Below are 23676 nucleotides of genomic sequence, written 5' to 3'. Positions count from 1 at the left end.
TCCTCCTAGTCATTTTGTGTCAATAATATATATAATTCCTCGATTGAAGCAGCTTTTTTCAGTTCTTTGATAAACCTCTCTCTTGCCAAAAGTACGGCAATCTTTTGCAAAAGCTGAAGATGCCCTTTATTTTTGTCACCTTCTTGTACAGCAAATAAAATCACGATTTCTACAGGACGATCATCTAATGTTTCCCATGGAATCGGATCAGCTAAAGTAGCAGCTGCGATCACTGTCTGCCGGACACTTGGTGATTTACCATGAGGGATAGCAATTCCTTGTCCGATTCCTGTTGCTCCTTCTGCTTCTCTTTGATAGACATCATCCAAGAAACTTTCTGTATCAGTTATTACGCCTTTATCTGTCATGAGTTTTGTTAATTCTTTTAAGATTTGGCGTTTCGTTTGTGCTTTTGACTGAATGATCAGCAACTCTTCATAAATGACTTGAGTCAATTCCAGCGGTATTTCCTCCCTTCAAAAAAACAGGCTTGACGCATTCCGCTGAAGCGAAATGGGTCAAGCCTGTTGAACAGTGACTCCCCGATTTTTAAATTTTTTGATAGACACTTTCCACATCTCTTTCATTGATTGGATCCCCGATCTTGCGTCCAAAGCCTATTCCTTTTTTGATCAACACCCACTCCCCTTCCTCTGATTTCGCAATGATAGCATTGTGATTCAAAATAGCGATCACTTGCATCGGTTGCTCCTCTCCTTTCAGCGATAGAAAACAGCCAAATAAAATCTGCTTCCATAATAAGATACGCAAAGGCTAGTTCCTTTGACGAAAAAACATCTTTTTACACTGACCGATTCTGCTGGCTATAGCTCTATTAAAAGCACAAGAGATCTTCGAACAGAGCAGTTTTATCTTCAGGTGTATGTTCAGACAAAAAAGGTATTGAACACAAACGTCCAATACCTTTTGCTCAGCAAATAAAACGCATACATTTTGTTGAAATTTCTCCTCTAAAGGGTAGATTTCTCCTTTTAGATTCGATACAATAAACAAGGTTGATGTATTTACATTGACTATGGCAAACTTGGACGGTCACGTGTGATGACTTTTCAAGGTCTCTGCTTCTAGCTGCCACTAGAAGCAGAGGTGCCTTTTTTTATTTGGCTGTGTCTATCTGCCATTTATGATACTGATAGCGCCATCAGTAGTCAAGAAAAAACGAAAAAATACGAAAATGTGTACTGTTTTTCGGTCAGGTTTTTGTAAAAACAATATTTCTTATTCTTTTACGATCCATTCACGAAATACAGTTGTTTCTAGTGCCCCTTCTTTTTTTTTCTTTCTTCTAACAGTCTCAAGATGAGAGGTACGGCATTTCATTCATCCAAAACTTCTGGTGATCATACTTTTTTAGCCAATCCTTTTCCTGATTCTTGGCTACACCTTAAGTCAAAGCGCTACTGATAAGGACCTGCTTTTTTTGCTACATAACAATTTTTCTCCTCTTATGCAAATCTTATGCAAACACCGTAAACAAGGAAAAGTGTCGTGTGTTTAGCCATTTTGTTAGCTCCCCTCACAGTTTATAAAAAATTTATTCGCAAGAAACTTCAAGAGATACGTCTTAAGCTCCCTAAAGCTACTATTGTTAATGAAATTATAGAATTAGTGATTTATAGCTAGTCAGTACTCAACTCAGTATGTTGAAAAAGTATACTGGTATACGAACAACTTGATTATTTCCAAGAGTGGTCTATGATTAGGTTAAATGAACAGATAATGATCTTCTCTGCTAACTGAAGATAACTATCAAGTTCAAGAGTATTAAAGTATATACTACATTACTTATATTATATAGACACAATAAAAGTATTAAGGAGTGAAAGGTATGAAAAAGCTGGTATGGATTTATTCGGTAAACACAAGAGGGGGAATTCTTAAGAGTAGCGGAGCCGGTATGATCTGGAGTAGATCAAAGAAGCTTCAGGAACAATTACGTATAAAAGTTGAACCCGAATGGGACCTTTCAATCATTAGCTACGATATTACTACTGATATTCCCCAAGCTGATTTGATTATGTACAATGAAATGGATCAAGCTTATATGAATGATGAGATCAAAAAAAATGGGCTTTCCATCCTTTATCAGGATTTAGCAACAGCTGACGTAGATAGCATTTTCGATAAGATAGAAGCCTTTTCGAAATATAATCATTACAAATTGAATGATCCTGTGTTATAGATCTTTGAGTTTATTACCACCATAGCAAACAGCTATTAATTTTTAGGGAATATTTGCTACGTTACTAAAAAACGATTATTACCAAACTACTATTTAACAATCCTTATGTAAGTTATATTGACCAGATCCATATACTTATTTGAAAAGGAATATTGTTAGATACGGATTTTCTTTTTGAAAAATATAAAGAAAAAATACACTGCGTGAAAAAAAGAAAAAAACCATTAACTACATTAAAAGAAATGGTAGATGTAAATGAGGTCCCTATTTCCAAAATCTATAAAGATCATCTTGAAATGTTAAAAACCAATGTTGTTAACTCGATTTATGTTCGAAAAGAAAAAACAATAGAATTTCACCTATTTTATGTAGATGGAATGGCAACAGTTTTTTTGACAAATTTTATAAGGTGCAGAACTTCTTTCCGTATGCTATTCCGATTGTCCTTGACAATGAGCCTCCTCGGATGTGACGATCTTCGGCAGGAGCTAACAGTTAAAGTTAGACTGCCTCGCTAGCGTTAGCACATCCGAGCTCATTATCAAGGATTCGCTGCGCCAATCTCTGGTTACGGTAACCAACCGGTGTCTCGTAGCCAAGTGTACCGTGCAACCGAAGGTGGTTCCACCAATTGACATAGTCAAATAACTCCAAATCCAATTGTTGTAAGGTTTCAAATGTGTATTGATAGACAAATTCTACTTTCAACGACTTATAAGTTGATTCAGCTACGGCATTATCAAAAGGACAGCCTTTATGACTCAATGATCGATTGATGTCAAAAGTTGTTAATAATTCATCAATAGCTTGGTTATCAAACTCTTTTCCACGATCAGTATGAAAAATCTCAACCTCTGTCAGAGGTTGTTTGATACGGCTAAATGCTTTTTTTACTAGAACGGCATCTTTATGTTCTCCACAAGAATAGCCGAGAATTTCTCGATTGAACAGATCCAAAATGAAACAGACATAATTCCATTTTTTCCCGACTCGTACATAAGTCAAGTCTGTTACGATCGCTTCTAATGGGTTGTCTCTTAAGAATTTACGATTCAATACGTTTGTCGTTTTGGCTTCATTGCAAGTAGAATGATGTACTTTAAAATAAGCAACAGTATAGCTCGATTTTAATCCTCTATTTTTCATGATTCTACTAATTTTTCGTCGGCTGATCTGAATGCCTCGTTTTGATAAGGCTTTTTTTATTTTTCTTGAGCCGTAGGCCTTTCGGCTGCGGATAAATTCTTCAGCGACTACTTCTTCAAGTTCTGATTCGTCTTTCTTTGGTTTTGATTGATAATAATAGGACTGACGTGATAGACCTAATATTCTGCACATCGCTGATATAGGGTAAAGATGCTTATTCGCATCGATTACTTGTCTCTTCGTCCGAATATCAGCGCTGCTTGCTTTAAAATATCATTTTCCATTTCTAATTGCTGGTTTCTTTTACGTAGTTCTAACAATTCTTTTTGTTCAGGCGTAAGATTATCTTTTTCTTTGAATGAACCACTCGTTTTAGATTGCTTTACCCATTTGTCAAATGCTGAAGCCGTTAGTTCATATTCTCGAATGATTTCTACACGTGGCTTTCCAGCTAAGTAAAGATTGACGATTTGTTGCTTGAATTCTTGTGAAAAAGTTCTTCGTGTTCTCTTAGACATAAAAATTCCTCCTGGTATGTTTTCTTCTAGTCTACACACCTTAATTTTTCTGTCTAGTTAATTGTAGCCTATCCAAGAAGACAACTCAAAAAGTAAAATATATTGTCAGTCATATGCAAAAAATCCAATCACACTCCCTAGGTTAAAGAAAGGAACAATTTATATTATATTCGAAGCGTCACTGGGGATCATGGAAACAAATTGCAGTTTATTAGCTATTGACTTTAGAATCCAACAAGGAATCGAACAGGAACATTTAGATAATAGAGATATTTATTTTTTAGATTATGTTTCAAACTTTGAAAATCGACATCTCTTTGAATCATACAGAAGACCGTAGTTCTGCTTGCAGTGTTCTCCTTTCATAATGGATGGAGGTTGTGACAGAAGTGGGTAGCTTCAAGAAATAAGAAGGAATTTACGAAAATTGCTTTTCAAATTTTTGTGAAATTTCGGCTTATTTTTCGAAGAAGTTACTTCTGGAACACCGTGTATCAGAGGTTGTGAAAAAGCTGCCCTGCATCAAGTAATAAGAACAGCCAAACAAGAATAGTTCCTCATATTTTACGTTTGGTTGAGCTTATTACCGCAGATGCAAGCTTTTGAACTCCGTTTATTCGGAAAAAGGAACTGCGACAAGACTTTTGTCACAGTTCCCTCTTAGCGTCATACTTTACGTTTATCTTTAAATTGATTTCTTTAGATTACATACGCTATATATCTACATGGTTGAGTTTTGTATGCTCTTATTAATAAATGATTTACAATTTTTGGAGACTTAAAAGCTTACTTTATATAAAGTAAGGCAATATAGTTGCTACTAGCAAAATAATATAGAGAAACAGTCCAAACAGATTTCTAGGATTGATAGTATACCCAAATCCCAGGCCCTTTTCAACGAATACCTCATGTTTTTTCGTAGGTTCTACGTTTATGAAACTAACAATAAGAATCCCTAATACAACAATAAATGAAATCAGCGGAAGAAAATCAAATTGGCTGTTTTTGAATATTGTATGTCTTAGAACTAGCATAATGAATACAATAACAACCAAAATACCTACTAAAAGATCATTTGCTTTCATTCCTTTGAGTTTCTTTTTTTTATTTTTCATTTTTTCTCCTCTTTTAATTAAGAATTTTATATCTTACATGGATTGTTTCAAATGGTTTTCTATTCAAAAAGGGAATTTTAACACTTTCAATGATTTCATCATAGTTCTCTGTGTTTATTTGATGGCAGACTTAAATCTCCCCGTAAGATATGTGTGTTGATAAGTATATTCTAAGCTTACGATACTTTAAATCATTCCATTTATCCACCTCGATAATTTTTATAGTCCTCATTGTAACTATCAAACATTAATTACCCATGAATTTTGTTTAAGTTTACAAATAAGTTGGTTTGTTATCTGTATCGGTGTATATCAAAAATCTAACAGGGGGAAATTTGACTTTTTCCTATTTTAGTAAGATAGTATCAAACCTTCTCGAGTGTTTTCTTAGAATCTTCCAGCATACCTAGTGTAAAATTTTATGGTTACGGACCTCATGTGTCATGTCTCTTTTTCTGTACTCTTCGTTATATGATTTTTTATTTGCAAAGACTCAAATAAAAGAAAAAACCCATGACCAAAATTCGTCATGAGCTTTTTTGATACTCGATGTAAGATAGTTTTTCACCTTGTCTGATTGGTATACTTAACGGATCAAGTCTGTTTCAGGATCATTCAGCAGACGCTCGACTTGTACTCTTGTCGTTAACGGAACATCTCCTTGGATCGAATGAGCTAATCGAGCATTTCCTAAGGCAAAATAAACGGTCTTCTGTAAGGACCACTTCTCAGAGAAACCGAGTAAGATTCCAGCAGCAAATGCATCTCCTGCCCCGATTCGATCAAGTACATCCAAGGGATAAACTGTTGTTTTCTCTGCTTCTTGTTGTGTGATCAAGTAACCACTTAACTGTTTTCTTCCATCCACACTTTCTCGCCTCGTCCCAGCAAACCACTGGATATCGTAGTGATTCATAAAGGACTGGATATAAGAAATAGGATCATGTTCGTTTTCTACATTGTCTGTTTCCTCCCACTGCACCAGTTCTGTCAGATCTCTAACTGAGCCAAACAAGATGTCGCAATAAGGTAACATTGAATGATAACGCTTCTTCATCTGTTCTTTTTTTCCATCTTCTTGATTCAAACTAGGACGATAATTGAAATCAAAACAAACTTTTTTCCCTGCTTTATGTGCTTGTTCTGCTAACTGGATAGCTGTTTCAGCCGTCTCATCAGATAAGCTTAAACTGATCCCGCAGATATGGATCAAATCGATCTCATCAATAAATGCTGCACAGTCATAATCCTCTATTACAGATAAACCAAATGAGCTATGTTTTCGGTTTTGATAAGTGACTTCTGTCGGACGGACACCATACCCCATTTCTGCAAAATAAGTCCCGATGTGTTGATATTGATGGATCACATACTTCGTTTGGATACCTAGTCCGTTCAAATTAGTGAGTGCTGCTTTTCCTAGACGATTGTCTGGCAGAGCCGTCAGTAAATAACTTTCAACACCAAAATGGGCAAGGTTCCCTACTAGATTTACGCCAGTCCCTGTGTAAGCCATGCGTAAGGTATGGGTTTGTTCCAGCATCAAATGTTCTGGAGGCGTGAGTCGCAGCATGACTTCCCCAAATGCACCAATTTTCATTCTTCTCACCTTATTCCACGATTTTTTTCATCAATTGCAACAGTTGGCGTACCTCTTCTGGGCGTGTATTACCTGTATCCTTGTCGATAATTGCACTATATACATGAGGGATGACCTTTTTCACTCCTGCGTCTATTGCGATCCGTACGATTTCTTCCACATTATCAAGGTCGATCCCACCAGTTGGCTCTAAATAAAAATCATTGGCAGCACAAGCTTCTGCTAAGGCTTTATATTCTTTGATATGAACAAGTCCCTTCATAGGAAAATATTTGATTGAGCTGCCGCCCATATCTTTCAACAATCGAATAGCTGTTTCAAGTGTCACGACTCCTGCAGGTCCTTGTGAACTTAAAGGACCAGTTGCGATGTTGACATATCCTTCTTTTCCCGTGGGAGAAACCAAACCGTTGATGACTGTTTCTGTCTGTTTCAATACAGCTCGGGAAGCTCCTACTCCTGTAAAGACTTGATTGACATGCTGAGGCTGCAATACTTCGGCTAAACGAGTGACCATCTGGCTCTGGTTTGGGTCTCCCGCGCCTAGACCGATAGATAAGGCATTATTTGTTGCTTGCTGGTATTTTTTCATTTCTGCAATAGCTGTTTCGTCGTCAGAAAAGTTCTTTGAAAGAACCCCTAAAACAATATGGCCTTCCGCGGCCTCATAGCATTCTTTTGCGTTTTCTACAGAATTTGCTAACACATTTAGACATATCTTATCTTTTAAATAATTGGGACTTAATCTCATTCCTTTTTCTCTCCTAGTTCTTCAAGATTTCTTTTAAGCGATCGATGATTTTCTCCATCTCCTGTTGATTGACGGAACGGATATCAAATTCAATGATGCCGTTGTTTGCCTGGTATTCTCTTGTATAGATGGCAGGATTTTTTTCTTTCAATGCTTTAATCACTTGTTTAGCTGATTGATCTCCTGAAACTTTCACACTTGCTCGATAGATTTCTCGACCTGCGCTATCTTGAACGATTTTAGCTTCCAAACGATCGATCTGATTGAGTTGTTCGATGAACGGTTGTAGTCTTTCTTTCATTGCAAGGCCAGACTCACTGCCTTTATTCAAATAGTCTTCCACTGCTTGGACAAAACCGAGGATACTTTCCTTTCCGATTTTCATAGAACGTCCGATTCCTTTTGATTGCATCCGAACCCATGAAACATAAGTTTTTTTTCCAATCACCATTCCGGCGCTTGGTCCTTCGATCGCTTTTGCCCCTGAATAAATAACTAGATCAGCGCCCAACTGCACATATTTTTTCAGATCTTCTTCTGCCGCAGCATCAACGATTAACGGAAGCTGGTGCTTTTTGGCAATCTGTGCTGCCTCTGACACGTCAAGCATACTTTTTTGTACCGTGTGATGGCTTTTTATATAGAGAATCCCTGCTGTTTCTTCTGTGATCATCATTTCGATCTGTTCCGGCGTACACATATTAGCGTAACCTGCTTCGACTACCTGACCGCCTCCTTGCTGTACCATGATTTCCACAGCCGTGCCGTAATCTACATTGTGTCCTTTTGGCAAAATGATTTGTCGTTTTTTGATGGATTCTGCATAAGGATGATAAAGGGGATACAGTTCTCCTTTACCTATAACAGCAGCTACCGATTGAGCGATTCCTGCAGATGCGGATGAAACGATCTGGACATCTTCTACTTCTAACAAATCGGCTAAATATTTTCCTGTTTGAATGCTTAATTCTTCCATCTCAAAAAAATGCTGGCCACCAAAACGTTGCGCGTCAAGAACTGTCTCTGAGAGGGTCGAGACTCCTAGAATCGTCATTCTTCCTGAAGCATTGATTACTTTTTTCAGCTGAAATTTCTCATGATTCGCATGCATAACTTTTTCCTCCGATAATCGTTTGTACTGGTTTAATTTGCTGATTTGACTGTCTTTTCTCTCCATTGGAATCGATTAGTTCCTTAGGTTGATTGATCAATTCAAAAACAGTAAAATCAGCGTCAAAGCCTTCTTTGATTTGTCCCTTCGTCTTCAAGTGAAAATTCTGTGCTGGAACTTCCGTCACCTTTTCGATGATTTCTTCCCACGTATATCCGACAAGCCGCAATTTTTCCATTGTTGTGGCCAAATCGTAGACTGGACCGTTTTTACGATTACGAATATAGATGTCTGTGCTGATCGTATCTGCTTTTATCCCTTGGTGATAGGCGGTTTCTGCAACTTGGAAATTAAAACTATCCGTCCCGTGTCCAATATCGAAGATGATTCCTCGATTTTTTGCTTCTACAGCTATTTGTTTGATTTTTTTCGTTTTCTGTTCCAAGATCCCGTTTGTTTTTCCATTGAAACAATGAGTCATAATATCTCCTGATTCCAGTAAAGCTAAAATATCCAACAAATTTGGCGGAGCAGAACCGATATGAACCATCAAAGGAAGCTGATGGTTTTCTTTTTGTATCCTTTTTGCTAGCTGTAGCGGAGTGATGCCGTTTTGACCCACTACGCTCTTGCTCATCCGTGCTTTGAGACCAATAATGAAATCCGGCAGTTCCTCGATTTTTTGCTTTACCATATCAGCTTGGATCTTGTTTAGGTCTGCTAGTTCATCTTGTGCAATGATTCCCCATTTTGAGATATTCAAAAGCGCATAGACATTTGTTTTTGCCTGTTTAGCATGTTCATAAAAATCAGCAATGTTTTCTGCCCCAGTCGTCCCCGCATCGATGACTGTTGTCACACCTTTATTCACGCCGATTTGATCTGGATAATCATAATACAGGGTCATTTCTTCAAAACAATGAACATGATCGTCGATCCAACCAGCCGACAAATATTGCTGAGGGGTCAAGCTGATTTTCTGACGAGCTTTTTTTGTGATGAGAGGTGCAATTTCGCAGATCTTTCCTTTGGTTATCCCGATATCGAAGGTCATCCCGTTAAACTTTCTTGCATTTTTAATGACTAAATCATACATAATCATTCCTACTTTTCTATAAATTTGAATTTAGACCATGGATGAATGAATGGCAGCAAGATCAATTCTTCTTGAATAATATGCCCTACTTTATTCTTTCGCGGATCACTGTGGGGCTCTAAAACGATTTGCAGCTCGTTTTTATATTTGCCAAAACGGTCATTTCCAACGACAACATCTCCTACGACAAATTCAAACTCGGTATCATGTGCTTTGTTTTCATATTTTTGATATTTTTTTCGAACTTCCGTTGATCGTATCACTTGATCTGTGATGTCCCCTCGACGAACATGCTGCTCTTCCAATACGATTTGCCGTTCCACCTCATTTATATTTGCAACAAACTCGACCCTAAAAACAGTCTGGTAACGATCCAAATGCCCTAATGACTTCAATTCTTCTTCACTTGCGTATGCGTTTCCAATAATTATATCATCAATTAGATTTGTGGCAAACAAATGCTTAGCTGCTGTTTCTACAGAGAAATGGCGATGCATTTCTAAAGTAGGCAGTCCATCATTGATATCCCATGGTCCGATTCTACCTGATTGTGAGGTAATGAAGGCTGCCGTTCGAATACCGTTTTTTTTTGAATCGTTCACTACTAGATTGGAAAAAATGATACGGTAAACCGGTTCCTTCTTGCGGATAAAAATTGTGACAGCCATATAGAAAAGATGTATTCGCCTGATGTGTCAAGATATTTTCTAGATAAGCGACATCGTTACTCATATTCAACTCGATGGCCAATTGATAAGGATTAAAAGTCAAAAGTGCTTCTTTTTTTCCATCAAATCCTAAGTCTAAACGAATACCATCTGCTCCTAATTTATGGAAGAATCCTAAATCGTCATAAGAAATATTCAGTTGTTCAAAAATAGCGGGCGAAACATCTAATATCGTTTCAAATCCTCTCTCTTTTGCAAAAAAGATCAATTGCTGGAATTTTTTCTGAACAACTTCCGGATCTTCCGAGATTTCAAGCATACTCATAAAAATCCTGCTGAATCCGTATTGATGGGCTGTTTCGATATACTCACGATCTTTTTGAGGATCACTGTGGTCTGGGTAAAGGGAAATGCCTAATGAACGTTTCATGATTTGTTCTCTTCTTTCTTTTCAATTATAGTCGTTCTTCGGTGACGCCATCTGTCAGAGTGAGATCTGCTTGCTCTTTCGCTTGCTCCTCTGCTTCTCTGGCTAATTGCTGTTTTTCAAACACTTTGAAGAATGGATAATAAATAGCCAAAGTAATCAAGAAATTACCAATAACCAATAATCCTGCTGCAATACTCCAGTTCGTGCTCATCCAAGCAGCAATCGGCGCAGGCATCGCAAATGGCAGACGCGCAACCATCATTGGCACGACACCACTGACAGTGAGAATATAAGACAGAGTCGTCGTCACAAGAGGTGCAAGAATAAATGGAATTCCTAAAACTGGGTTCATCACTACTGGTGCACCAAAAATCATTGGTTCATTAATATTGAACAATCCCGGCAGAATGGACAAACGTCCTAAGCTTTTTAAATACTTGGATTTAGAAAACATGAATAAGACGACTAACGCAAGAGTGGTTCCTGCTCCGCCAATCCAAACGAACCATTGTAGAAATTGTTCAGTGAAAATATTCGGCATGGCGTTAGCACTTGTCCCTGCATTAAACGCATCAATATTTTCAGCAATCGAAATATCCCAAAACGGACGAATAACCGGACCCATGATCGCTGGGCCATGGATTCCTAATACCCAGAAGAAACAAATCAGGAAGACAGTCAAAAGACCGCCAAACAAGCTGTTACCCGCTAATACACCTTTTAAAGGCATAAGTAGTTGACTCAAGAATCCATTTAAATCGAACCCAAGCATATGGCGGATGATCCAAAAGAAAATCAAGATAACTGCTCCTGGTATCAATGCCACAAAAGAATTTGTTACTTCCGGCGGTACACCATCTGGCATTCTGATGGTTATTTTTTTCTCAATAAAAAACCGGTAAATTTCTACTGAAATAATTGCTGTCACGATAGCTCCAAATAATGAGCCCGATCCTAGATTAGCAATGTTAATGTAACGTCCGGCTGTGACTTCCCCCATATCTTCTAAAATACGTGTAGGAGGAGCTGCTACGATCAGAAAAGACATTAATGCCAAGATACCTGCTGTTAGGGAATCGAGTCGATAGCTTTTCGCCAAAGAAGAAGCTATCCCAAATGTCGCATAAAGAGCAAGGATACCAACAGTATAGCGAAAAGGAATATCTAATATCTCACGGTATGGCTCAATGACTGCTGCAACTGATTCAATTGGGATGTTCAGTAAAATTGTAAAAAATGATCCTACGATTGTCAGTGGCATAGTGGCAATGATTCCTTTTCTAATGGCAGTCATATGTCGCTGAGTACCAATACGATTGGCTACGGGCATGATTTTTTGTTCGATAATTCCTATAAATTTATCCATCTTCTTTCTCCTTTTATAACATTATAATGTTTACAAGTGAATAGTAACACACTTCTCTGTTAATTGTAAACGCTTTTCTAACAATCTCTCCTTCTTTTGCTGTTTTCTTTTTAGAAAGAAAAGGAGATATGACAAAAGTCGTGCCACACTCCCTTATCCAGAATAAGTGGTAATCCAGAAACAGCCGTGTATCTGCGGTAATAAGTCCAACCAATTCAAAAACATGAATAGCTGTTTTTTGAAATTGTTCCTTGTGACTCGGAGCTGAAGGGCAAGCTCACGACCTCTTGGTAAACGGTGTTCAAAAGCCAGTTTCTCGGTATTAAGCCAAATTTATGCAAAAATGTAGAAAGCCATTTTCACAAAATTTTTCTTAATACTCGAAACTAAGCGACTTTTTCACAACCTCTTCCTTAAACGGTGTTCAAAAGCTTACATCTGCGGTAATAAGCCTAACCAAACGAAAAATATGAGAAGCTATTTTTGTTTGGCTGTTCTTAGTACTTGATGCAGGGCAGCTTTTTCACAACCTCTTTTTTTATTTATGTTTCATAATCAATATGGTAAGGATGCAGATCCGTATGGTAGACCGCCTCCGAATATTCAATCATTTCCCCAATTTGCGTAGACGATTTCCGTATCCGTTTGATGCCGATCTGTGCGTTTGTTTTCAGAATTCCTTGTTCTTCTTCTGTTAAAAATACTGCAGAGAAATCATCAGAAAATGAGTCAATAGTATATCCTTTTTTCGTCAGCAAACGATACAAAGATTCTTTGCCAAATTCTTCTCTGCTGAATTGCATCATTTCTTGTGGAAGATAATGGACAAAATAAATATAAGGCTGATTGTTCAAATAATATAAGCGCTTAAAACAAACAGCTTGCTCACCGAAAAAGGAAAACAAAGGATCTTCCTTCTTTATATTGACCAATTGCAAATCCAGCGTTTCTTTCCGGACTTCATATCGGGAGTTCTCCAAGATTTGCGTAAAGCTTGCCGCTTTGGATAATCGATTGTAAGGACGATTGCTTAGAACCGTCGTCCCACGACCACTTTTCTTTTCGACATATTCATCTGATGCCAGCAGTTCGATTGCCTTTCGGACAGTGATTTTGCTGACTTGAAACAGTTCTTCTAATTCACTTTCTGTCGGCAACATCGAACCGACTGGATATTTTCCTGAGAAAATATCTTCTTTAATTTTATCTGCGACTTCCAAGTATAGTACACGTGTCCTTTTCATAACGTCACCCTTTGCTTTACTATTACTAAAAGAATAGCACATAAAAAATAAAAAAAGAACACAAATCACATGTGAGAAGTGTGTTCTTTTTCATTCAGCTGCTTTAATTACAAGTTTACGCCATTTGAGGCAATTACTTCTTTATACCAATCAAAAGATTTTTTCTTTGATCGATTCAGTGTCCCATTTCCTTCATCGTCTAGATCCACATAGATAAAGCCGTAACGTTTACTCATTTCTCCTGTTGATGCACTGACAAGATCGATACATCCCCAAGGCGTATAGCCCATCAAATCTACACCGTCTGCTACTGCATTAGCCATCGCTTCGATATGACGACGTAAATAATCGATCCGATAATCATCAATAATCGTGCCATCCTCTTCCATATGATCAATGGCTCCAAGACCGTTTTCAACAATGAATAATGGTTTCTGGTAACGATTGTATAATTCATTCAATGCGATTCTCAGCCCTTCTGGATCGATCTGCCAGCCCCATTCACTTGCCTCAAGAAACGGATTTTTTACTCCTCCCAGCAAGTTCCCTTCTGAAGTTGCTGCTTGAGGATCAGTCTCATTGATTGCCGTAGACATATAATAACTAAATCCGATGTAGTCCACTGGATATTCTTTTAGCAACTGGAAGTCTTCTTCCGTTTGCTCTAATTTTTCCGGATCGACTCCATATTTTTTATGGGTACGCGCTGTGTATGCAGGGTATTCTCCACGTACTTGGACATCCGTGCAGAAAAAATTGAATTCTTGGTTTTGGATCATTGTTGCTGCCTGATTGACTGGATTGGCATCGATGCTGTAAGTTGTTGCATAGATAATCATGCAGCCGATTTGGATATCCGAACGCAATTCGTGGCCGATTTTTACGGCTTTGCTACTTGCAACGAATTGATTATGCCATGCTTGGAAAATATTTTGGTACTCTCCTGCTCCATTGCTTTTTACTAATCCTTGACTTAAAGCTGGAAAGTGAAAGGCCGAATTGATTTCATTGAAAGTCATCCAATATTTGACTTTACTGCTGTATCTCTCTAATACTGTCTGAGCAAATCGTTCATAGAAGTCGATCAGTTTTCGATTTTTCCAGCCACCGTATTCTTTTGCCAAATGAAGAGGCATTTCGTAATGAGAAATCGTGATCACAGGTTCAATATCATATTTTAAGCACTCATCAATCAGCTGATCATAAAATTCTAATCCCGCTTCGTTAGGAGTACCTTCGTCTCCATTTGGAAAAATCCGTGTCCAGGCAATCGAAAAACGATAACATTTGAATCCCATTTCCGCAAACAAGGCAAGATCTTCTTTGAAACGATCGTAATGATCGATTCCGCGATGATTCGGGTAAATATATTTTTCTTGATCAATCGTCCAGTCAAATTCTTCACTGCCGATAATCGCAAAGCGCTGCTTACCTCCAGGCATAGCATCTGCAACGGATAACCCTTTTCCGTCTCGATCATAAGCTCCTTCTAATTGATTGGCAGCGGTTGCGCCACCCCATAAAAATTTTTCTGAAAAGCGTGATTGCATCCTGATTTCCTCCTTATTTTACAATTGCTAGAACATCTTCGTTTGCAATAATCTCTTTTTGGTCTAATTCAAGTATATCGGCAAATGCATCAGTATTCGTAATGACAACTGGAGTGATTACGCTATAGCCAGCTGCTCTAATTGCTTCGATGTCAAAACGAATCAATAAATCTCCTGCTTTGACGAGATCCCCTTGTTTGACTAAGATCTCAAAGCCATTCCCATTTAATTCTACTGTATCCATCCCGATATGAATCAAAATCTCCGCTCCGTCAGTCGTTGTGATCCCTACAGCATGTCCAGTTGGGAAAATAGTCGTTATCTCTCCGTCTGCAGGTGCAACTAGTTCTCCTAATTCTGGATCAATAGCGATACCTTTTCCCATCACGCCAGAAGAAAAAACTTGGTCTGGTACTTCACTCAATGGCAGTACTTTACCCGTTAAAGGACTTTTTAAGGTATGCCGTGCTGAAGTAATCGTTTCTCCTGCATTCGCATGTTTGTTTTCTAATTGATTGTCTTGTGTTTGTTCGTCAAATCCTAAAATCAATGTACCTACGAATGCAAGAACAAAAGCAATTCCTGTAGCTATTACTGCTACTGTCACATTTGACTCTACACCATCCACCGTACTAATGAAAGTCGGAATTGTCAATAAGCTGACCAAACTGCTGGAGAAAGCTTTTACTCCGGAAAATCCGATAATAGCTCCACCAATACCTCCAGAAATACAAGCGGCAATGAATGGTTTCTTCAAAGGTAATGTCACACCATACACAGTTGGTTCAGTGATTCCAAATAACGAAGTCACTGTAGAAGAAATCCCTAATGCTCGAAGTTTCGTATCTTTTGTTCGCAATGCTACAGCTAAAGCAGCCCCACCTTGTGCCAAGATGGCTGGAAGAAGCATTGGCATCAATACATCAAACCCATATTGTTCGATATTCAAGAACATGATTGGTACGAATCCCCAATGCATGCCGAACATCACGAATACTTGCCATAAACTTCCCATGATTAGACCTGCTACGATTGGACTAAATCCATAAATCGAGTTGAAGAGACCGCCTAAAGCATTACCGGCAACCGTCCCGATTGGTCCTAAAGCAAGAAATGTTAATGGAACCATCACTACTAAAACGACAAGCGGAACTAAAATCATTTGCAGAAATTGCGGAATCACTTTTTTTACGAATGGCTCTAATTTACTTTGAACCCATACCGCTAGAATGATTGGTATGACAGAAGAAGTATAACCAGATGGTGAAAGAATCACTGGGATCCCAAAGAAACTGATAGCTTCTCCCGCACCAGCAACTGCTGTGATAGCTGGGTACACAAGTGCCATAGCAATTGCTACTGCTAAAAACTGGTTGGCTTTGAACTTTTTAGCTGCTGTAAAAGCAAGCATGACAGGTAAGAAGGTAAAGACACCATCTGCTGCAGCAAACAATATTTGATAAGTACCGCTATCAGCTGTCAGCCAGCCCATCACCGTTGCCAATGACAAGAATCCTTTCAATACCCCGGCGGCTGCCATCGCCCCTAGAAAAGGTGTAAATATACTAGAAATGATATCAATTAGACGATTCAAAATATTTTTGGACTCTTCTTTTCCATCCTCCGAAACTGCAAGACCTTCCTCATCCACGATCGATTGATAAACATCTGCTACATTACTGCCAATCACTACTTGATACTGACCGCCACTTTGGACGACTTGGATCACGTCCGGGTCTTCTTTTAACTTTTGCGTATCTGCTAAAGATTCATCTTTTAATCTGAATCGCAACCGCGTAGCACAATGTACTAAACTTTTGACATTCTTTTGTCCTCCTACCGCTTCCCATACACGACGACCAACTGCTTGATTATCCATTGTTTTTTCCTTCTTTCTTTTTTATTTAAAAAATAAAAACCCAGATTGAAAAAAACAGTCACAAACATTCGTGAACCTATTTTTTCAATCCAGGTTTTGCCTGCCATACAGTAACAATCCTTATGATTGGATGCTTTTTTTCTCACTTACTACTCTTTGAATATGAATCGTTAAATAAATCTGCTCTGCGATCCCCATTTCCTGTTTTTGCGTTTGTCGAAGATACTCATTGATCCGTTCGACACAATGAAACGCTTTTGGATACTTTCCTTGAACTAATGCGTAGAGAAATTCATCTTGTTCGTCAGATCCTTCCCCTTTGAGATAACGCTGGGCAAAAAACTGCAGATGAGTAATGATACGCTGATAATTCAAAGATTCTTCATCGAACACGATGCCGAAGAATTTACTGATGATACTCAGTATATCTCTTACCATTGTGGTAGCGGTCATCGTCACTTGCATGTCTTCGTTTCCTTGTTGGCTATTCACAAAATGAAAGGCAATAAAACCGGCTTCATCCTCAGAAAGTTCCACACCCGTCTTTTGTTTCACGAACAAAAGAGCCTCTTTCGCTGCTTGATATTCTTTCGGATAAAATTTTTTTGTTTCAAATAATAATGGATTAGGCAGTTGAATATTTTCTTTTGCTCGTGTGATCGCATAATGAAGATGATCGGTCAATGTCAGATAAATATTAGGCGAAAATTCAACTTTTAGTTTATCTTCAGCCAGTTCGACTACTTGCTTGACCCATTCGATCTCCTCTGCCGGAATATCAGCCATCAGCTGCTGGAATTGGTTTTTAGCAAAAGAATCTCTTAAAACAAATTCTTTTTGGACAGCTTCTGGCGAAATCTCGTCCCCAATCTTTTTTTGAAAGGCTAGTCCTTTTCCCATACAAACGACTTCTTCCCCGAATCCATTTTTCGAAATGACGACGTTGTTATTCAAAATTTTATCAATTTTCATTTTGCTTCGCCCTCTCAAGAAAAATAAAAAAACCTAGAATTCGCCTACTGTTTCTTAGCTGAATTCTGGTTTTGCCTGCCGTACAGTAACAATCCATTTCTTATTCAAAATCATCATACCATCGAATTTTTATTTATGCAAGCCTTTTCATATAAAAAATAAAAAAACTGGAACACAAGTCTATCTAGAGAACAACCAAATCAGAGATGCACCTCTTTGCGTTCCTCTTTTTTTCAGCAAATTGGTTTTTCCTTATCGATTCATATCCTTTGGCTGTTTTTAATCTGTAACGACTTATGTCCCAGTATCCTAAAATGTTTTTGTCTCTAGATTGAAAGCAGATCTCATATCATCTGTCGCATCTTTTATCGGTGTAACACTTTCCAGTTCTCCTTGTACAACTAGTCGCGTGACGGCATCCATGTCGCCACAAGTAATTAGTGTGACAATTTCTTTTTCCTCGACTTCATTCAGTAATTGGGTATCTGTAGGAGCAACTTTTTCTTTAAAAAATGTTTTGTATGTATACACATTTTCTAAATCTGTCAAATAGATCTTGGCACCCATCTCTAAATTTTCCAGCGGTGTAAACAACAATTCAGGGTTCGTTGCACGATGGCTTGCTAAGGCATAATTTCCTTTTCCCATTTCTTGATCTGGAGATAATGTTCCTGCTCCGTAAAGTAGTGACGTATTATCCAAGCCTTTGAAAATCGGTAAATTGATTGAAACTGAAGGGACTGCGATACTAGCAATCACTGGTAGATCTGTTCCTCTCATCTGCGACCTCATGACCCCTTCTGTCGTCATTGGTTCTACCGCATCAAAGTCAAAACTGACATCTTTATCGTTATTCTTTTTCAGATCTTCTTTTGTTACATTCGCTATAGCATATTTATCTCCTGTCTCTCTGACAAGATAATCCTTGATCTGTTCATTGAAAATCAAAGCTAGTCCTACTAATAACAAGAGGAACAAGAGGATATTGACTAGCCATCTTTTTGCTTTTCCTTTTTTTTTCATTTTCTCTCCCTCCAGACTCATTTTACTGTTTTTCTTTTGCTCTTTCCAACAGCCGAATGACACATTTCTACAACTCTGTGTATTTTTTTCGTACACCTGCGCTTTTTTCTACAGGATATTTCAAATTATTTTTGATCAATTTTTCTTCAATGATCTCATCTAGATCCAGCTGAAGGTTGTCTGCCATCATGTATGAATAGATCAATACATCTGCCAGTTCTTCTTTGATTCGTTCTAATTGTGTTTCTTTTACTTCTTCCGGCGTTTTCCATTGAAAAAGTTCTAACAATTCAGATGCTTCCAATGAAATAGAGATAGCCAAATCTTTTTCGTTATGAAATTGTCGCCAATTACGTTCATCTCTAAACTGGTTGACTTTTTCCATGCTATTCATTTGCTTGCCTTCTTCCAATCATTTCTTACTTGATTAATCATACCATTTTTTTACATAAAAAATAGATGATGCTTTTAAAAAAACTCCTGTTTTCTTTTATTTAAAATAAATGTCATAGAAAATCAGTAATTTAGGTAGCCACCATGTGTATGCAGTAATGTGACTTCTTCCCCTGAGGCTTTTTGTTTTTCGATACGTTCTTCTCCCCAAACAGACATCGCTACTAGAATCTCTCTTAATGATTTTCCTTCTTCGGTGAGCGAGTACTCTACTTTAGGCGGGACTTGGTTATAGACTTTTCGATGGACAATGCCATCTTGTTCTAACTCTCTTAACTGCTGGGTCAGCATTTTTTGTGTGATCGTAGGGATTTTCTTGCTTCTCCACGCCTAAAATAAGCGATATTGCTCTTCCCTTTATCTGGTGTAAGCAAAGCAGTTAGCATTTTGACGATCGTGGGTTCCGCTTTTCACTTCTTATCTACTTAGTATCATGAAGTATACTTTCGTACTAATACTAAGTAGCGAAAGTGTCAACTACTTTGTTTAACTACATAGCAAAAGAAACAGAAGGGTGACAACGGTCATCACGCTTCTGTTTCTTTTGAATATGCTGTGTTGTTGTCTCTATCTCCGTGTAGACTTTCCTCAAGCTTATCCTTTGACAGTAAGTCAGTAGGCTGATTTGCTCTTTCTAGATGCCAGATACATTTCTACAAAGAAACAGTGATTCTGCTTTGAAAAATCGATTTTTAGTTCTGCATTTTCGTAAACATCCAGCATTTTTTTCGCACTGTATAGACCTAACCCGCCATTTTTTTTAGAGGTTTTTCCTCTTTTGACCATCTCCGATAGCGTCAAATTCGTTGGATTTGCCTTGTTCGCTATACTAAAACGTAATCCCTCTTTTTCTTCCAGCAGATTGATCGTAATCGGACTCTGATCGGCTACACGATGATCGAATGCGTTAGAAATAAAAATAGATAAACAGCGAATAAAAACAACCAGATCAATCGGGATTGTTTTCACTTCGACAGGAATAACTACTTGGATCGGGATTTTCTCCGATTCTGCTTTTTCTAGAAATTTTAAAAAGACACCCCTGACAGCTGGGGATACAATATTTGTTAGCTGTTGTATTTGCGGTTTTTCAAAAATAGCTGCAGAATGATCTTCTAAGATTTCTAAAAATTCCAACGTTTCTTTTTTATTTTCCTGAAGAATAATTTTTAATGAAAACAGTAGACTTTTATAATCATGTTTGAATTCCTCTAGATGATGGTAATATTCTTCATTTATTTGATACAGTTGAAGCGATTCCTGATGTTGTCTTTCTTTTACTTGGAAACTGATCAACATAATGGAAAAAAACAAAGAAAAAAAACTGATGACTATCGACAAAAGAGATAGAAGCAGATAATTAGATGAGCGGAAGTGAACACTTCCCAATACCAAGTAAATCACGCCCCAGCTTAATAAAATACAAATACCTCCAAAATAGTGTTCAGTTGGATAAGTAAAAAGCAAGTTGAGAAATCTCGTCTGTTTGTCTATACTTTTTACTAATAGATAGAAAATAAATGCGATAAGTAGTGCAAAAAAACTTGCTGTTCCAAGATGTCTCTTTCCTAAATAATCCATCAGATCAAAAACCAGAAAAAAGCTGAGTCCAGTGATAGCAAAAAAAGATTACTGATCAAACAGCTGATAAACAGGTTTTTCGTAGTAAAATAAAAAAGAAACATCAATAATAAGCCAACTAGGTAAGGAAAGCTCACTTTAGGGATAGGAAGTAAAAGTGTCACCACCATCAAAGCTATACAACCAAAGCTGTTTTTTACTAGCAGTTGTTTCGAAAAGAATAAATAGATACCTAAATCTAAAATCAAAGTAAAGGTCAAATAAAGTGTCACTGTTGCGACCATCTTATTCCTCCATTGTTTTGTTTCAAAATGTACACATATTTTTTTAATAGGAGCCTGCATATGAAAAAGTATTTTATCATAGAAGATAACCAGTTTCACAGCGAATGGATCATCAAAGAATTGGTCAATCATCATATCGAGAATATCGTGCAGCTCACTTCTGTCTCTCAAATCAATCAGTTGATCCAGTTGGGCACTATTGATAATCACGATGTTTTCTTTATCGATATCGACTTGAAGCAATCACTCACAGGTATTGATGTCGCCGAACAAATACGTAAAAAAAATGCACATAGTAATATTGTTTTTTTCACCGCTTATACGAATTTTGCAGTAGAGATCATCAATCGGAAAATCCTTCCGATTGGATATATCAGAAAAGACAGGAATTTATCTGAACAAATTCGTCAAGTGCTAGAACAGATCAATTGGAAAGAACAGCAGATCGTAAATGTCGATAAAATCTTTATTGATCAAAAAGGTGGAAGTCTCGTCCTGTATCCTCGGGAAATTTTATATATTGAAAGTATCAAAGGTTTGAAAAACCAAGTTATGGTCAAAACAACTACAGAAGATAAATTAGTGAATACTTCTTTAAAACAATTGAAGACAGAGTTAGAAAAGTATGCTTACTTTTTACTATTAAAATCTTACTGTATCAACTTATCGCAATTGCAGAAAATTGATTCTGCTCATTATGTGTTAGAATTTTTCAATGGTGACTCCTTACTCGTTGGTCGAAAGATCTTTGAAAAGACAAAGGAACGTTTCCATGACTTCCAAAAAACTGCTTCGAGTTGATGAATAAGAGCTGAGACGTAAGCATAGCAGACTTCAGGGAGTAGGCCTTGAATCGGCTCCACTCCCTGAAGTCATTGATTTGATTTTACGCTTTCCCTTCTGTAGGAGCATCTGTTAACGACCATGTGAATGTTGAAACGTAGTTGTCTACGGCATAATTGGATACAGGAACAAATAATTCCACTGATTGTCTCCCTTGTTCCACATTCTCTCCTAATGAATAAATCCATGTGCCAATCCCTTCATTTGCTCCTGCAGTTACTAGATCTACTGCCTGATCTGCTGGGATCTCAATTCCTTCAGCGCCAGTACCAGAAATAGTAGATGGCGTTCCACTGCTATTAGTTGCGCTATTTCGAATCACGGCGTTTTTGAATTTCACCTTTGAACCAGTTAGTTTATTCGTATCAGATGTTGTACCAATAAATTCTGTTCGTTTGACTGATAGTTTCCAACCGGCATAATTTCCGCTTTTATCCGTTACTTGTACGAAATTCTGTACTTGTGTTGCTGTCCCTGTACTGTCCGTTCCGTTTTGTAATGCAGCATATACTGTTTTTGCTGTACCTAACTTGATTGTTCCAAAATCAAGATCTGGAGCTTGGTCAATCGTCAGTAATCCGGATGTTCCCTGATTTGGTTCGTCAGGTGTAAACGGCGTATCGGGATCATTTGGATCAACAGGAGGAACTGGAACAACGTCTTCAGGATTTGCGGCATCTGGTTTTGTTACAGAAATCGTTCCTTCTGTAGTGGCTGAGCTCTTATTCTCAGCAAAAACACTTTGTGTACATAATAATAGACTTCCAGCTAGAACGGTACTTAATGCAATTGTTTTTTTCATTTCTTTTTCCTTCTTTCTTTTAAAATAAATAATCCAGCAAATAAGCCAATAAGAATGACTCCAACAAATATCAGCCATCGCCAGTCAAATGTTTCTGGCTGATTTTTTAAATCAATATCCTTTTCATTCAATTGGTCCGCTGCATCATCAGTTATTTCAAAATCGGTATGGAGATTCCAGCGTTTTTCTTTCCAAGCACCCTTCACAACCGCTTGATAATGTCCCGGAGCTAATTTTTTTCCTTCTAATGGGACAAGTAAATCAAAATTTGTATTGGGTGCTACATCTATTTTTTCTTTTTTTATTGAAAGGTAAGGCTCTTTTGTTTCTTTTTTGTAGATTTCAACCGATGTAGTCAAGCCGAACATATAAGAAGCATTTGGATTTTGAAGATTCGCCTTAATCACATTTCTTCCATCGCTTTGATCCGCATAAGCTTTTTTTAATTTCAAATCTGGGGAAGACTCTTTTTCGCTATTTCGAATCAAGATTGCTTTCACTTGAGAAAACTGATTGACGACACCAACTGTACTTTTGTTAGAAACGTTCTCTTTTTTTTCTTGAAACGTGATCCCTCCTGCGACCACACCAGCCAGCTCTTTTTCTGGCGCTTTCAGTGAAAGTGTCTCAGTGACCGCACTTTGAGGAGGAACAGTTATTTCTCCCACTGTTTTTGCTAAGTTTTTCATATCATAACTTAATGTTTCATCAAATTTACTTTTTGATTCTCCATATTCGATCACACCGTTTGAATTCGTCGTAGCGGAGTGGATCAATGTCTCAACTGTTACTGATTTATCTGTTCGGTTAAAGACCGTGTAGGGGATTTCCTGTGTTTTCCCAGGCTCCATCCTTACATTTATATATGTTTTGTTCTTATCAATCTGATTAGCCGGTAATTCAAAATCTACCGCAAAATTGAATTCGGAGGCATGGACAGGTGTCTGCCAAAGGATGAATCCAAGGAGAAGGATCAGAAGTAAAGAGCAGTTGTTTCGATGACTTTTATTCCATATTCGATTCATCAATCATCCTCCTTGA

At 37.8% G+C, this 23676-nt stretch carries 19 protein-coding genes and 4 pseudogenes; 3 read left to right on the top strand and 20 right to left on the bottom strand.

All coding sequences use genetic code 11. From position 1 onward, the window contains the following. Window positions 1–5 precede the first annotated feature (5 nt). Entirely contained in the window at window positions 6–455 is a 450-nt protein-coding gene (locus tag IGK53_RS02775) for a PTS sugar transporter subunit IIA (protein WP_002293614.1), read from the bottom strand. A 94-nt stretch (window positions 456–549) separates the two neighbouring features. Then, window positions 550–771: a CAT RNA binding domain-containing protein gene (locus IGK53_RS02770; protein ID WP_016628078.1), complete on the bottom strand. Its 222-nt coding sequence runs from the start codon at window positions 769–771 to the stop codon at window positions 550–552. A 1078-nt stretch (window positions 772–1849) separates the two neighbouring features. Between IGK53_RS02770 and IGK53_RS02765 the strand changes: the two genes are divergently transcribed. Together IGK53_RS02765 and IGK53_RS02760 are read left to right on the top strand one after the other, a co-directional pair. Beyond that, a complete protein-coding gene (locus IGK53_RS02765; protein ID WP_002323376.1) occupies window positions 1850–2203 on the top strand; it encodes a hypothetical protein in 354 nt (117 codons plus the stop codon). Window positions 2204–2355: 152 nt separating this feature from the next. Beyond that, a pseudogene (locus IGK53_RS02760) lies at window positions 2356–2577 on the top strand (hypothetical protein); the annotation flags it as partial. Window positions 2578–2704: 127 nt separating this feature from the next. Here the strand turns inward: IGK53_RS02760 and IGK53_RS02755 are convergent. From IGK53_RS02755 to IGK53_RS02680, 16 genes and pseudogenes are all read right to left on the bottom strand, one after another. After that, window positions 2705–3867, bottom strand: a protein-coding gene (locus tag IGK53_RS02755) for an IS3 family transposase (RefSeq protein ID WP_086956687.1) whose coding sequence is annotated in 2 segments (ribosomal slippage) — window positions 2705–3591 and window positions 3591–3867 — 1164 coding nt in all. Because the reading frame shifts where the segments join, the coding sequence is not laid out codon by codon here. A 791-nt stretch (window positions 3868–4658) separates the two neighbouring features. Further along, window positions 4659–4982, bottom strand: coding sequence for a hypothetical protein (locus IGK53_RS02750; protein ID WP_002291130.1), 324 nt, complete (start codon window positions 4980–4982; stop codon window positions 4659–4661). Window positions 4983–5568: 586 nt separating this feature from the next. Then, window positions 5569–6582, bottom strand: a complete 1014-nt coding sequence (locus IGK53_RS02745) for a sugar kinase (RefSeq protein WP_002291132.1) — start codon at window positions 6580–6582, stop codon at window positions 5569–5571. A 10-nt stretch (window positions 6583–6592) separates the two neighbouring features. Beyond that, window positions 6593–7333 carry a 2-dehydro-3-deoxy-phosphogluconate aldolase gene (gene dagF, locus IGK53_RS02740; protein ID WP_002323613.1) on the bottom strand — a complete coding sequence of 247 codons (741 nt, stop codon included), beginning with the start codon at window positions 7331–7333 and terminating at the stop codon, window positions 6593–6595. A 13-nt stretch (window positions 7334–7346) separates the two neighbouring features. Then, window positions 7347–8444, bottom strand: a complete 1098-nt coding sequence (locus IGK53_RS02735; RefSeq protein WP_002329534.1) for a DgaE family pyridoxal phosphate-dependent ammonia lyase — start codon at window positions 8442–8444, stop codon at window positions 7347–7349. Next, window positions 8428–9540: an amidohydrolase/deacetylase family metallohydrolase gene (locus IGK53_RS02730; RefSeq protein WP_002291135.1), complete on the bottom strand. Its 1113-nt coding sequence runs from the start codon at window positions 9538–9540 to the stop codon at window positions 8428–8430. The genes IGK53_RS02735 and IGK53_RS02730 overlap by 17 nt, the downstream gene beginning before the upstream one ends. A gap of 8 nt (window positions 9541–9548) precedes the next feature. After that, window positions 9549–10638, bottom strand: a pseudogene (locus IGK53_RS02725) (DUF871 domain-containing protein). A gap of 25 nt (window positions 10639–10663) precedes the next feature. Then, complete coding sequence (locus IGK53_RS02720; protein WP_002323610.1) at window positions 10664–12004, bottom strand: PTS sugar transporter subunit IIC; 1341 nt, start codon at window positions 12002–12004, stop codon at window positions 10664–10666. Between the two features lie 542 nt (window positions 12005–12546). Continuing rightward, window positions 12547–13248, bottom strand: coding sequence for a GntR family transcriptional regulator (locus tag IGK53_RS02715; protein ID WP_002291138.1), 702 nt, complete (start codon window positions 13246–13248; stop codon window positions 12547–12549). A 107-nt stretch (window positions 13249–13355) separates the two neighbouring features. Beyond that, window positions 13356–14798 carry a glycoside hydrolase family 1 protein gene (locus tag IGK53_RS02710; protein WP_002291139.1) on the bottom strand — a complete coding sequence of 481 codons (1443 nt, stop codon included), beginning with the start codon at window positions 14796–14798 and terminating at the stop codon, window positions 13356–13358. 13 nt (window positions 14799–14811) lie between these two features. After that, window positions 14812–16677 (bottom strand): beta-glucoside-specific PTS transporter subunit IIABC, encoded by a 1866-nt coding sequence (locus IGK53_RS02705; protein WP_002291140.1) that lies wholly within the window; start codon window positions 16675–16677, stop codon window positions 14812–14814. A gap of 120 nt (window positions 16678–16797) precedes the next feature. After that, on the bottom strand, window positions 16798–17649 hold the full coding sequence (gene licT / locus IGK53_RS02700; RefSeq protein WP_002291144.1) for a BglG family transcription antiterminator LicT: 852 nt from the start codon (window positions 17647–17649) through the stop codon (window positions 16798–16800). A 309-nt stretch (window positions 17650–17958) separates the two neighbouring features. Then, complete coding sequence (locus tag IGK53_RS02695) at window positions 17959–18672, bottom strand: class A sortase (protein WP_002341672.1); 714 nt, start codon at window positions 18670–18672, stop codon at window positions 17959–17961. 67 nt (window positions 18673–18739) lie between these two features. After that, window positions 18740–19066, bottom strand: coding sequence for a nucleotide pyrophosphohydrolase (locus tag IGK53_RS02690; RefSeq protein ID WP_002291148.1), 327 nt, complete (start codon window positions 19064–19066; stop codon window positions 18740–18742). A 122-nt stretch (window positions 19067–19188) separates the two neighbouring features. After that, a pseudogene (locus IGK53_RS02685) lies at window positions 19189–19443 on the bottom strand (winged helix-turn-helix transcriptional regulator); the annotation flags it as partial. Window positions 19444–19737: 294 nt separating this feature from the next. Continuing rightward, window positions 19738–20990, bottom strand: a pseudogene (locus tag IGK53_RS02680) (GHKL domain-containing protein). A 60-nt stretch (window positions 20991–21050) separates the two neighbouring features. Between IGK53_RS02680 and IGK53_RS02675 the strand changes: the two are divergent. Then, window positions 21051–21791, top strand: coding sequence for a LytR/AlgR family response regulator transcription factor (locus IGK53_RS02675; protein WP_002291154.1), 741 nt, complete (start codon window positions 21051–21053; stop codon window positions 21789–21791). A gap of 85 nt (window positions 21792–21876) precedes the next feature. Here the strand turns inward: IGK53_RS02675 and IGK53_RS02670 are convergent, their stop codons facing one another. After that, window positions 21877–22635, bottom strand: coding sequence for a WxL domain-containing protein (locus IGK53_RS02670; protein WP_002291155.1), 759 nt, complete (start codon window positions 22633–22635; stop codon window positions 21877–21879). After that, complete coding sequence (locus tag IGK53_RS02665; RefSeq protein WP_002291157.1) at window positions 22632–23660, bottom strand: DUF916 and DUF3324 domain-containing protein; 1029 nt, start codon at window positions 23658–23660, stop codon at window positions 22632–22634. The genes IGK53_RS02670 and IGK53_RS02665 overlap by 4 nt, the downstream gene beginning before the upstream one ends. Between the last annotated feature and the right edge of the window lie 16 nt (window positions 23661–23676).

It is taken from the genome of Enterococcus sp. DIV1224 (assembly GCF_050555455.1).
Classification (GTDB): Bacteria; Bacillota; Bacilli; order Lactobacillales; family Enterococcaceae; genus Enterococcus_B; species Enterococcus_B lactis.
This window is presented reverse-complemented; position numbering and strand designations above follow the sequence as displayed.

Bases quoted from the DNA above. Each gene is read 5' to 3' on its own strand.
- IGK53_RS02765 (WP_002323376.1), top strand. From the start codon at position 1,850: ATGAAAAAGCTGGTATGGATTTATTCGGTAAACACAAGAGGGGGAATT.
- IGK53_RS02750 (WP_002291130.1), bottom strand. From the start codon at position 4,982: ATGAAAAATAAAAAAAAGAAACTCAAAGGAATGAAAGCAAATGATCTT.
- IGK53_RS02745 (WP_002291132.1), bottom strand. From the start codon at position 6,582: ATGAAAATTGGTGCATTTGGGGAAGTCATGCTGCGACTCACGCCTCCA.
- dagF (WP_002323613.1), bottom strand. From the start codon at position 7,333: ATGAGATTAAGTCCCAATTATTTAAAAGATAAGATATGTCTAAATGTG.
- IGK53_RS02735 (WP_002329534.1), bottom strand. From the start codon at position 8,444: ATGCATGCGAATCATGAGAAATTTCAGCTGAAAAAAGTAATCAATGCT.
- IGK53_RS02730 (WP_002291135.1), bottom strand. From the start codon at position 9,540: ATGTATGATTTAGTCATTAAAAATGCAAGAAAGTTTAACGGGATGACC.
- IGK53_RS02720 (WP_002323610.1), bottom strand. From the start codon at position 12,004: ATGGATAAATTTATAGGAATTATCGAACAAAAAATCATGCCCGTAGCC.
- IGK53_RS02715 (WP_002291138.1), bottom strand. From the start codon at position 13,248: ATGAAAAGGACACGTGTACTATACTTGGAAGTCGCAGATAAAATTAAA.
- IGK53_RS02710 (WP_002291139.1), bottom strand. From the start codon at position 14,798: ATGCAATCACGCTTTTCAGAAAAATTTTTATGGGGTGGCGCAACCGCT.
- IGK53_RS02705 (WP_002291140.1), bottom strand. From the start codon at position 16,677: ATGGATAATCAAGCAGTTGGTCGTCGTGTATGGGAAGCGGTAGGAGGA.
- licT (WP_002291144.1), bottom strand. From the start codon at position 17,649: ATGAAAATTGATAAAATTTTGAATAACAACGTCGTCATTTCGAAAAAT.
- IGK53_RS02695 (WP_002341672.1), bottom strand. From the start codon at position 18,672: ATGAAAAAAAAAGGAAAAGCAAAAAGATGGCTAGTCAATATCCTCTTG.
- IGK53_RS02690 (WP_002291148.1), bottom strand. From the start codon at position 19,066: ATGAATAGCATGGAAAAAGTCAACCAGTTTAGAGATGAACGTAATTGG.
- IGK53_RS02675 (WP_002291154.1), top strand. From the start codon at position 21,051: ATGAAAAAGTATTTTATCATAGAAGATAACCAGTTTCACAGCGAATGG.
- IGK53_RS02670 (WP_002291155.1), bottom strand. From the start codon at position 22,635: ATGAAAAAAACAATTGCATTAAGTACCGTTCTAGCTGGAAGTCTATTA.
- IGK53_RS02665 (WP_002291157.1), bottom strand. From the start codon at position 23,660: ATGAATCGAATATGGAATAAAAGTCATCGAAACAACTGCTCTTTACTT.